Consider the following 8,859-nt stretch of genomic DNA (forward strand, 5'->3'; position numbering starts at 1 on the left):
TGAACGACTCCCTTGTGGTTCTTTGTCTCGATGGGGAGAGCGGCGATCCTTGCTACTCCACCAGCGGGATGCGGCTCTTGTTCCGTGCGAGCCACCCGTCGAAGGTTTGCAGCGAGGGGTTAAGGGCTCGGGCGACGTCGGGGTTGCGCGCGCCGCAGAAGACTTTCTCGAAGTCGCGCTTGAACTGGAACATGTTGCCGAGGTCCTCGGCGCCCGGAAAGCCGAAGCTGCGGTATACCTCGGGTGGCACGCTGTTGTAGCGCACCTCTTGACCCAGCGCCTTGGTGAGCGCGGCGGCCATCTGCGCGCCGGTCAAGTGCTCGCCGGCGATTCCGACGGTCTTGCCGATGAACTCGCGGCCCTTCTTGAAAATGCCGTAGGCGCACTTGCCGATGTCCTCGGCCGCGATGCCAGGGAGCTTCTTGTCGCCCATGGGCAGCGTGATCGCCAGATTGCCGTCCGGGCCCTTCTTGGGACCCATGCCGAAATAGATCATGTTGTCCCAGTAGAACGACGTCAGCAGGAACGTCGTCGGCAAACCGAGGTCGGTGAAGACCCGGTCGGCCTCGCCCTTGGAGTCGAAGTGCGGCACCTTGTACTTCCCCATGAGGGTGGGCATACGGCTGTCGCCGGGAGGAACCCACTTGCGCGTGTCTTCGAGGGTTGACCAGATGACGTGCTGGATGCCGGCGTGTTTCGCCGCATGGGCCATGGCGCTGGCCTCGGCAAATTCCTTCTCGGGCGAAAAGTGTGCCCAGAAGAAGGTGACACAGAATGCCCCGTGGGCGCCTTTGAACGCCCTCTTCAGGCTCTCCACATCGTCGACGTCGGCTGCGACAACTTCGGCGCCCAGCTCCGCCAGTTCTTTCGCCTTGTCGGAACGGACGTCTCTCGTAAGGGCGCGCACGGCGAAGCCGCCGCTCTTGTCGATCAAGACGGCCCGGGCCAGACCGCCGCCCTGCGCGCCGGTCGCACCCACCACCGCGATGATCTTCTTATCGGCCATGGCAACTCTCCTCCCGGTGTTTCCCTATTCAAGCGTTGATGAAATATTGCCCCACTTATTGAACCGGAATTCTCGATTTTTAACTAGGATGCCGAGTGCAGGATGCCGGATTCGGAGGGGATCGAACCGATGAGGGCTCATTACGAGGACAGACTCGCAGGCGCCCTGGATTTTATCCGCGAGAACGTCTTGTCAGGCCTGCTTCCGCTTCAGCACCGGAACCCACTTGCTGTCCCGCCAGATGTAAACCCGGTCGTGCGTGATCTTCAGCCCGTTGGTGCCGTGATAGCGCATCAGGCGATGGCCGTCCGTACTGGTGATCCACATGGGTTCAGCAAGGTCTTTCCCCTTCTTCATCTCCAGGTAATGCACGGAGGCCACAATCGGAAGCCAAAGCGCCATCAGGAACCCAAGCAATACCACGACGCGTTTCACGAAGGATACGATTTTTTCCATGGGGCCCTCCGCCAACCGATCTCCGGTTCGCCGTCACCTGCTCCCCCGTGCATTCATGGCCTGCACCCAGTAAAAAAAATCATGGTTCGTGTCCGCCACCGTCGTTCGGATGCCGAGATGTCAGGACTATTTTTTGCACTATGCATGCCACCGCCTGTCCTTAATATTCCATTGCTTTATTCAATATTTAGGTATCTTGAACCAAGGGACTGGGAAAATATTTCTATATATTTCCCCATGCTCTATCCTTTGTTTTCAATGGTTGGCTTTCCCGATTCCGGACAAACCACAACCATCTTCCCGGGGTCGATCAGATGATTCATCTCGTTTCATCGGATTTGGGGTACCATCAACGGAAGGAGCGGTGTAACGCAGTCATACCCCACGAACCCCGGAAAGGAGGAACTGTTCGCCATGATCAAGGTGAAAACCTTTACCTCCCAGCTCAAGATTCTCCATACCCGGCTCGAACTGGACGTATTGGACAAGGAGATCAACGACTTTATCGTTTCCCGGGAGATCCGGAAGGTAATCTCCGTCAGCGATGCCCTCACCACGGGGGAAAAGGGGGAAACGATCGGCCTGATCCGGGTGTTGACCTACGAAGAACCCGTTGCGGGATCCAGGGAACTTTACCAGGAGAAGATCGAAGCCACGCTCCAGGAGTGGGGCGAGGAGATCGAAAAGATCCGGAAGAAGGTCGACAAGCTCGGAGCGGAGACCCGGTTCAAGTACCGGGAGCAGATCGAAGACCTGCACGCCAGGCAGGAAGCGGCCAGGAAAAAGCTGGAGGACCTGAAGAGGACCGGCGGGGAGGCGTGGGAGGATCTTCGGAAAGGCGCGGAAACCGCCCTCGAGGAACTGAAAAAAGGCGTGGAAGGCGCCGTCGGAAAAATGAAAAAGAAGTGACCGGTCAGCTTCCGCCGGGGCATTCTCCCCCCCTCTCCGCCAGCCGCCGTTCGAGTTCCTCGACCCTTCGCGACAGTTCCCGCACCGTCCGGCGCTCCTCGATGAGGATGCTCATCAGGATCGCCTCGAAGGGAACGGCTCTCCCCGCGCAGGTGCAGGCCGCGGTGTGGTACCGGGCCGCCGCGAACAGCGCGTCGAAGAGTCCTTGGTCCTCCCGGCGCAGGGCACGGCGGAACCCCTTCCACGACTCCTCCTCGCGGTAGAGTTCCTGGGTGAAGGGGAGGACGGTGCGGCCCATCTTTTAGGACTCTCCCCGCGCGAGCCGCGCCCCCGTGCGGCACAGCTCCCACGCCCAGCGGCCGTCCTCCCCCTTCAGGAGGAGGACGGGATCGGCCGTCCGGACGAGGTGGCGGAAGAACCCCGCCCGGTCGGCGGGGACAGGCCCCACGGCGTAATACCCTCCCTTCGCCGGCAGGTCCCCTTTCCCGACGAGGACGACCCGCGTCCCCGCGAGGGCAAGTCTCCGCAGCGCGGAGAGACAGTTCCGGAAGACGCGGCACGCCTCCGCGTACGGCACGTCGGCGTCGGCGAACGTCTCCGGGAGACCCAGGACCAGGGCAAGCCGAGCGTCGAACCGGGCCAGTGCCTCCGGCAGGCGGCGAGACAGAAGCGCCTCCATCTGGTGGCAGGTGAACGCCCGGGAGATGCGGATCCGGGACAAGGCCTCTCTCCCGTCTCCCCCGCTCGCCCGGGCCGCCCTGGCGATCTCGTACGGGTCGAACCGGTTCCCGCCGTCCACGGCCACCACCGCCTCGCCGCAAAGAAGCGGTCGGGCCAGCGCCCGAAGCGCCAGCCCGCACGCGCCGTCCCCGAAGATCCCGGCCATCTTCCCGGGGTGCGGGGAGAGACAGAGGGAGGACGCGCGCTCTATGTCGAGCAAGGGCACGGGAGGCTCCTGGAATTTCCGGTAGACGCCGACGACTTTCCCCGCGACGCGGAAGGCAGGGGCGCCGGGGCGAACCGGTGGCGCTCCACGAACTCCCGGAGGAAGTCGAGGACCCGTCGCTGCATCGTGGTCAGGGGAGCAACCATATATGTAGGTTAACATACGTGCCGGGAAAATGGAAAGGGGGCAGCGCCGGTCGCGGAGAAAGAATCGGGCGCTACGGAAGCGGGGCGATGCACCCCTCGTCGTCGACGGAGGGGCTGTTCACCCGGGGGCTGATGGGGAAGGCGACCATCTCCTCCGGCGGGAACGGGACGAGGAGGGGCGCCAGGGAACCCGGATCCCCGGCCGAGGGGTCGAGCCACCGGTCGTACTTCCCGGGGTCGAGGATCACCGGCATTCGGTCGTGGACCGGGGCCAGCACGGTATTCGCCGCGGTCGTCAGGATGGCGCACGTCTCGGCGACGCTCCCGTCCTCCCCTTCCCACCGGTCCCATAATCCGGCGAAGGCAAAGATCCGCTCGTCGCGCATCCGGATGTAGTACGGCTGCTTCCGGCGCTCCTGGCGTTGCCACTCGTAGAACCCGTTGGCCGGAACCAGGCAACGCCGGCGGCGGAAGGCGTTGCGGAAGGCCGGCTTTTCGCGGACGGTTTCGGCGCGGGCGTTGATGAGACGGTTTCCCATGGCCTGGTCCTTCGCCCATGAGGGGATCAGACCCCAGCGAAGGAACGCCAGTTCCCGGGCGCTCCCCGAAGAGGAAGTTCTCACCGCCGCCACAGGCTGGCTTGGTGCGATATTGAATCGCGGCGTAAGAGGAGGAATCGCTCCAAGATCGAAAATCTTGGCGAGCACTCGATCCGGTTCGAAAAGCGTGAAGCGTCCGCACATGGCAGATCCCGCAGAAGTACACGAATCGTAAGATTCTACCCCATCCGGGCTCGTGCTTCTCCCCCCCATCGCGTCCGGGCCGCCTCGGCGCATCCCGGCCTACTTCCAGGCGTACCGGACATGACGTCTTCACCGGCTCCCCAGCATCCCGTTCTTGAGGCTCTCGTCGGCCGGCTTCGGCCCGACGTAGATCAGCAGGATCGCTTGGCTGAGCTTCGCGGACCGGAGCGTCCCCAGCACCTTGCCGTTGTGCCTGGCGACGACCGTCCCGTCGGCGCCCAGGACCAGGTCGACGGTGTCCCCCTTCATAAAATCGGCGGTGAAGAAGGAGAGGAAGGTCTTCGCATCGCCGGAGAGCGCCACGTCGGGGGCGTTATTGGCGAACCCTTCGGCGAACGCCCCGGTGATCTTCTCCTTTTCTACCTTGCTGTGCAGGAAATGCATCCGGAGGAGCTTGTCGTCGGGGTTCTGCAGCAGTTCCTCCGGCGCGGAAACCCGCTTCGCGGTGTACAAGGCACCTACGTATACCTTGATGAAGAACTTCTTGCGGATGCCGTATCCGTTCAGCGTCAGCGTCCTTTCGTTGACGCTGACGGTCGGATCGAGGGTGGTCCCGGACACCTCTACGGCATCGGCGTTCACGGAGAGCAGAAGGAACAACATCCCCAAGGCAGCCAACATTCTCTTGCTCATATCTCCTCCTTCACAATCCTCGCGGATTTTCAACGCTATTGCTTCGAGACGAACGGGTTGCCTCTTATATAAAACCTCAAGAGCCTCTTCGCCCAACGCCCGGCGTAGTCAACGCCGACTCGCGGCCTTTTGACGATCCCCGGAGATTCGGTCTTGGGCAGATCGGCAATATAAAATTCCTCGCTGGTAAGATCGTGTTGGTTGAGGCGCCTATCGATATGCATTGCTTTGCACAGCCGGCCGGGGCCCTGGGTGCGGCCTTCAACGTTTTTCACAGGCTCGATCGCCCGCAACAACACTGCGGACGCATGGCCTTCGCGCTCGGTCACGACATTCATGCAGTAATACATTCCATAGACCATGTATACATAAGCGTGGCCCGGTGGACCGAACATGACTCTCGTTCGCTCTGTCAGCCCCTTGGATGAATGCGCTGCGAGGTCGTGAGGCCCCAGATACGCCTCGACTTCCACGATCCCGCCGATGCGCTCCACGCCTCCCGACACATGAACCAGGTATTTCCCGAGCAATTCCCTGGCGACCATGATGGTGTCGCGATCATAAAATGCGAGCGGCAGTTTTCGCATCCTTTTCATCCTGTCCGGAAAGTTTTTCACATCCGGGAGGTCGGCGCTATTCCAGGTCGATGTCGCGAATCGGCTTGGGGGCCGGTTCGTCCTTCGCTTTTTCGAGAAAGTCCTTGAACTTCTTTTCCATCGTGGCACCGCGCCCCTTGTCCGCCTCGACGATCTGCCGGTATCGCTCGTGGATGCGGGACGACTCTTCCTGAAGGACCTGCTGGGCGTTCTTCAGGTCGGCCTCCTTGCGCAGGTTGACAGGCTCTCTGCTTTCCAGGACGACACCACGCGCGGCATCGATGACGAGGTGCGTCCCGCAGCACGGGCAGTCCACCTTGACGACGGGCTTGCTTTCAACCGGATCGGACATGGTCACCACTCCCCCGTGGCACGAAATGTTCCTATTATACGGCTAATTGGCGCATCGTTTTCAAATGGCATGAAAGCAACCCCAAGGAACGGAAGAAACTAAAGATTGGCACACGCACGCGGTGGATCCTTGATAGAATTCTACCTTGAAACCCGCTTGGACATCCCATTGAGGAGGTTGACCATGAGCGGCCGCTTGAGTGGCAACCGGGCCGACGACCTGTCCTTCCACGGAATCCGGAAGGCCGAAGCCGTATGGTGGAACCTTTCGGTCTCCGCCCTGGTCGAGCATTCCGTGAGGCGGCGCGAAGGACACCTGGCGGCAGCCGGTCCGCTCGTCGTGCGGACCGGGGAGTATACGGGCCGGTCTCCGTACGACCGTTTCTTCGTCCGGGAGCCCGGAAGCGAAGGGTCGATCTTTTGGGGGAAGGTCAACCGCCCCTTCGACGCCGACAAATTCGAATCGCTCCGGGCGCGGCTCTTCGCCTACCTCGAGGGGAGGGAGCTCTTCGTCCAGGAGTGCCACGTCGGGGCGGACGAAGGACACCGGCTCCCGATCCGGATCATCACCGAGATGGCGTGGCACAGCCTCTTCGCCCGGAACATGTTCCTTCCGGTGACGGACCGGGAGGCGCTCCTGGCGCACGTGCCCGGGTTCACGGTCATCAGCGCCCCCGGCTTTCATTCCCGCCCCGAGATGGACGGGACGCGCAGCGAGGTCTTCATCCTGATCCACTTCGGCCGCAAGGAAGTGCTGATCGGCGGAAGCCTCTACGCGGGCGAGATCAAGAAGTCGATCTTCACCGTGATGAACTACCTGCTTCCGGCGCAAGGCGTCCTTCCGATGCACTGCGCCGCAAGCTACGGGCGCGACGAGCAAGACGTGGCGGTCCTCTTCGGCCTCTCGGGCACGGGGAAGACCACCCTCTCCGCAGACCCGGAGCGGACGCTGGTGGGGGACGACGAGCACGGCTGGAGCCAACGCGGCGTCTTCAATTTCGAGGGCGGCTGCTATGCCAAGGTGATCAAGCTCTCCCCCGAATTGGAGCCGGAGATCCACCGGACGACCGGGATGTTCGGGACGATCCTCGAAAACGTGGGGATGGACACGGAGTCGCGGCGGATCGACCTCTACGATGCGACCCTAACCGAAAACACCCGCGCCTCCTACCCGCTCTCCTCCATCCCCCGGGTGTCTCCCCGCGGCGCGGTCGGCCATCCGAAGCACATCGTGATGCTGACGGCGGACGCCTTCGGAGTACTCCCCCCGATCTCGGCGATGACGACCGACCAGGCGATGTACCACTTCCTCTCGGGCTACACGGCCAAGGTGGCGGGAACCGAGCGGGGGGTCGTGGAGCCGCAGGCGACGTTCAGCGCCTGTTTCGGCGCCCCTTTCATGGCGCTTCACCCCTCCGTCTACGCGAAGCTCCTCGGTGAGAAGGTCGCCAGGCACAAGGTCACGGCCTGGCTGGTCAATACGGGTTGGACCGGCGGTCCGTATGGCACGGGACACCGGATGAGCATCGGCCACACCCGTACGATGCTCCGGGCCGCGCTCACCGGGAAACTGGACAGCGTCGAGACGCGGGATGACCCGGTGTTCGGGCTGCGCGTGCCGGGGAGCTGCCCGGACGTGCCGTCCGAGGTCCTTGACCCGCGGTCGACCTGGAAGGATCGCGCGGCCTATGACGAGACGGCGCGCAAGCTGGCCGGGATGTTCGAAGAGAACTTTGCCCAATACGCGGAGCAGGTGGATCCGCGGGTCCGGGCCGCGGGGGTCCGTAAGCCGGGCTGACGAATCGGCCACCGACGTGATCCTCGGCTGATTGCTCCATCGTGAATTCCTGCATGTCGAACCAGAAACCGTTCTGGCCGATCGAGTCGATTTCAGCGCGCAGGATCTTCCTGTGCCGTTCCTCCTCCTTGGCCAACGCGAGAAACATCTCTTTCGCCTCTGGAGCGTGCGACTTTGCGGCCAGGTCGAGGGAAAACCCGTTCGCGATGATCTCGCGCTCGACCAATAGCAAGCCCATCACCGGATCCCCGGGGAGGCGTCGGGGTCGAACGGATTCATGCGGACAGCCAGGGAATAGAGATAAGGATAGTCCGACTTCAGGTGGGCGAGATAAGCCAGCCACTGGACAAGAAGCAGGGCGTACGCCCGGTTGATGTCCCCGACGATGTGCCGAATGTCCGCATCGTGAAGGAGAGCGACATCCTTCCGGACAGCCAGCTCCTCCACGAGGTGGAAGACTGACCAGAGCAGGTCGGTGAAGGACTCGTGCTCCAGGAGATTGGGGTTCTCCATCAGGGCCACCAGGAAATCTCTCTTCGCCAGCAGGAAGCTCCGCAGTTGTTCCAGATCTCCGGTTCGCAGCTCGATCCCCGGTTCGTGGGCGCGGCATCCGGCAGCGGCTTCGGAGAACTCCTTCTCTGTCCACCCCGCCGCCGGGAGGAGCACTTTCCCAAGGTCGCCGGCCTTCGAGTCGAACCCCTTGAACGATTCGAGCAGGGACCTTCCCAGTTCGCTGAAGAAGACCCCGATGACCATGTTCATTTTCTTGAGCAGCGCCATCTTCTCCCGCTTGTTCAGCAGGCGGTCCACGATCAGGGTCACGAAAAGGATCTGGACGGGGAGGAAAGCAAGATCCCCGATCAGGTAGATGAGGATGTGGCGGCCATCCCGGAAGATCGCGTAGTGGAGGAGATAGGCGAACATCGAGAAGGCGACGAGAGCCAGACCCAAGAGGATCTGCCAGGAGGTTTTCATCGGCATGATTTCATCCCCAGGACAGGAATGGCACGGTACAAACGGAAATAGTACCATGGCTTGAAGATGAAATCCCCGAGGGGAACTCCACATGGGTATGAATGCGCAAAACCCGGTTGCGTGGTGTGAAGTGTCGCGGGTCAAGCTCTGGCATATCGCCCGCACTTTTCTGGGAATCGGGCTGGCCTCTTTCAGCCTGGCTGCTCTGGGAGAGGCCAAGAGCTGGGTGACCGAAAAGAG

Annotated in this window: 11 protein-coding genes; 2 read left to right on the top strand and 9 right to left on the bottom strand. The window is 62.1% G+C overall.

All coding sequences use genetic code 11. The features are described from left to right. Positions 1-52: 52 nt before the first annotated feature. The gene (locus A2Z13_09165; protein ID OGP81275.1) at positions 53-1,006 is read right to left on the bottom strand and encodes a nucleoside-diphosphate sugar epimerase; all 954 of its coding nucleotides are present in this window, start codon (positions 1,004-1,006) and stop codon (positions 53-55) included. Between the two features lie 192 nt (positions 1,007-1,198). Further along, positions 1,199-1,462 (bottom strand): hypothetical protein, encoded by a 264-nt coding sequence (locus tag A2Z13_09170; protein ID OGP81276.1) that lies wholly within the window; start codon positions 1,460-1,462, stop codon positions 1,199-1,201. A gap of 594 nt (positions 1,463-2,056) precedes the next feature. Between A2Z13_09170 and A2Z13_09175 the strand changes: the two genes are divergently transcribed. Next, positions 2,057-2,371 carry a hypothetical protein gene (locus A2Z13_09175; GenBank protein OGP81295.1) on the top strand — a complete coding sequence of 105 codons (315 nt, stop codon included), beginning with the start codon at positions 2,057-2,059 and terminating at the stop codon, positions 2,369-2,371. A 4-nt stretch (positions 2,372-2,375) separates the two neighbouring features. Here A2Z13_09175 and A2Z13_09180 read toward each other — a convergent pair whose 3' ends face one another. From A2Z13_09180 to A2Z13_09205, 6 genes are all read right to left on the bottom strand, one after another. Further along, a complete protein-coding gene (locus tag A2Z13_09180) occupies positions 2,376-2,669 on the bottom strand; it encodes a hypothetical protein (protein ID OGP81277.1) in 294 nt (97 codons plus the stop codon). 3 nt (positions 2,670-2,672) lie between these two features. Beyond that, positions 2,673-3,311 carry a hypothetical protein gene (locus tag A2Z13_09185; protein OGP81278.1) on the bottom strand — a complete coding sequence of 213 codons (639 nt, stop codon included), beginning with the start codon at positions 3,309-3,311 and terminating at the stop codon, positions 2,673-2,675. Positions 3,312-3,534: 223 nt separating this feature from the next. Further along, complete coding sequence (locus A2Z13_09190; GenBank protein OGP81279.1) at positions 3,535-4,206, bottom strand: hypothetical protein; 672 nt, start codon at positions 4,204-4,206, stop codon at positions 3,535-3,537. A gap of 129 nt (positions 4,207-4,335) precedes the next feature. Next, the gene (locus tag A2Z13_09195) at positions 4,336-4,899 is read right to left on the bottom strand and encodes a hypothetical protein (GenBank protein ID OGP81280.1); all 564 of its coding nucleotides are present in this window, start codon (positions 4,897-4,899) and stop codon (positions 4,336-4,338) included. Between the two features lie 35 nt (positions 4,900-4,934). Then, complete coding sequence (locus A2Z13_09200) at positions 4,935-5,486, bottom strand: 3-methyladenine DNA glycosylase (GenBank protein OGP81281.1); 552 nt, start codon at positions 5,484-5,486, stop codon at positions 4,935-4,937. A 46-nt stretch (positions 5,487-5,532) separates the two neighbouring features. After that, entirely contained in the window at positions 5,533-5,847 is a 315-nt protein-coding gene (locus tag A2Z13_09205; GenBank protein OGP81282.1) for a hypothetical protein, read from the bottom strand. A gap of 183 nt (positions 5,848-6,030) precedes the next feature. On the opposite strand from A2Z13_09205, the gene A2Z13_09210 reads away from it, so the two are divergent. Beyond that, positions 6,031-7,644, top strand: coding sequence for a phosphoenolpyruvate carboxykinase (ATP) (locus tag A2Z13_09210; GenBank protein OGP81283.1), 1,614 nt, complete (start codon positions 6,031-6,033; stop codon positions 7,642-7,644). Positions 7,645-7,881: 237 nt separating this feature from the next. On the opposite strand, the gene A2Z13_09215 is transcribed toward A2Z13_09210, so the two are convergent. Continuing rightward, complete coding sequence (locus A2Z13_09215; protein ID OGP81284.1) at positions 7,882-8,625, bottom strand: hypothetical protein; 744 nt, start codon at positions 8,623-8,625, stop codon at positions 7,882-7,884. Positions 8,626-8,859 lie beyond the last annotated feature (234 nt).

Source organism: Deltaproteobacteria bacterium RBG_16_64_85, assembly GCA_001798885.1.
Lineage (GTDB): Bacteria > Desulfobacterota > Deferrimicrobia > Deferrimicrobiales > Deferrimicrobiaceae > FEB-35.

What these genes read in the sequence shown, in the direction of transcription:
- A2Z13_09170 (OGP81276.1), bottom strand. Translation starts at nt 1,462, where the DNA reads ATGGAAAAAATCGTATCCTTCGTGAAACGCGTCGTGGTATTGCTTGGG.
- A2Z13_09180 (OGP81277.1), bottom strand. Translation starts at nt 2,669, where the DNA reads ATGGGCCGCACCGTCCTCCCCTTCACCCAGGAACTCTACCGCGAGGAG.
- A2Z13_09215 (OGP81284.1), bottom strand. Translation starts at nt 8,625, where the DNA reads ATGCCGATGAAAACCTCCTGGCAGATCCTCTTGGGTCTGGCTCTCGTC.
- A2Z13_09165 (OGP81275.1), bottom strand. Translation starts at nt 1,006, where the DNA reads ATGGCCGATAAGAAGATCATCGCGGTGGTGGGTGCGACCGGCGCGCAG.
- A2Z13_09210 (OGP81283.1), top strand. Translation starts at nt 6,031, where the DNA reads ATGAGCGGCCGCTTGAGTGGCAACCGGGCCGACGACCTGTCCTTCCAC.
- A2Z13_09195 (OGP81280.1), bottom strand. Translation starts at nt 4,899, where the DNA reads ATGAGCAAGAGAATGTTGGCTGCCTTGGGGATGTTGTTCCTTCTGCTC.
- A2Z13_09205 (OGP81282.1), bottom strand. Translation starts at nt 5,847, where the DNA reads ATGTCCGATCCGGTTGAAAGCAAGCCCGTCGTCAAGGTGGACTGCCCG.
- A2Z13_09190 (OGP81279.1), bottom strand. Translation starts at nt 4,206, where the DNA reads ATGTGCGGACGCTTCACGCTTTTCGAACCGGATCGAGTGCTCGCCAAG.
- A2Z13_09200 (OGP81281.1), bottom strand. Translation starts at nt 5,486, where the DNA reads ATGCGAAAACTGCCGCTCGCATTTTATGATCGCGACACCATCATGGTC.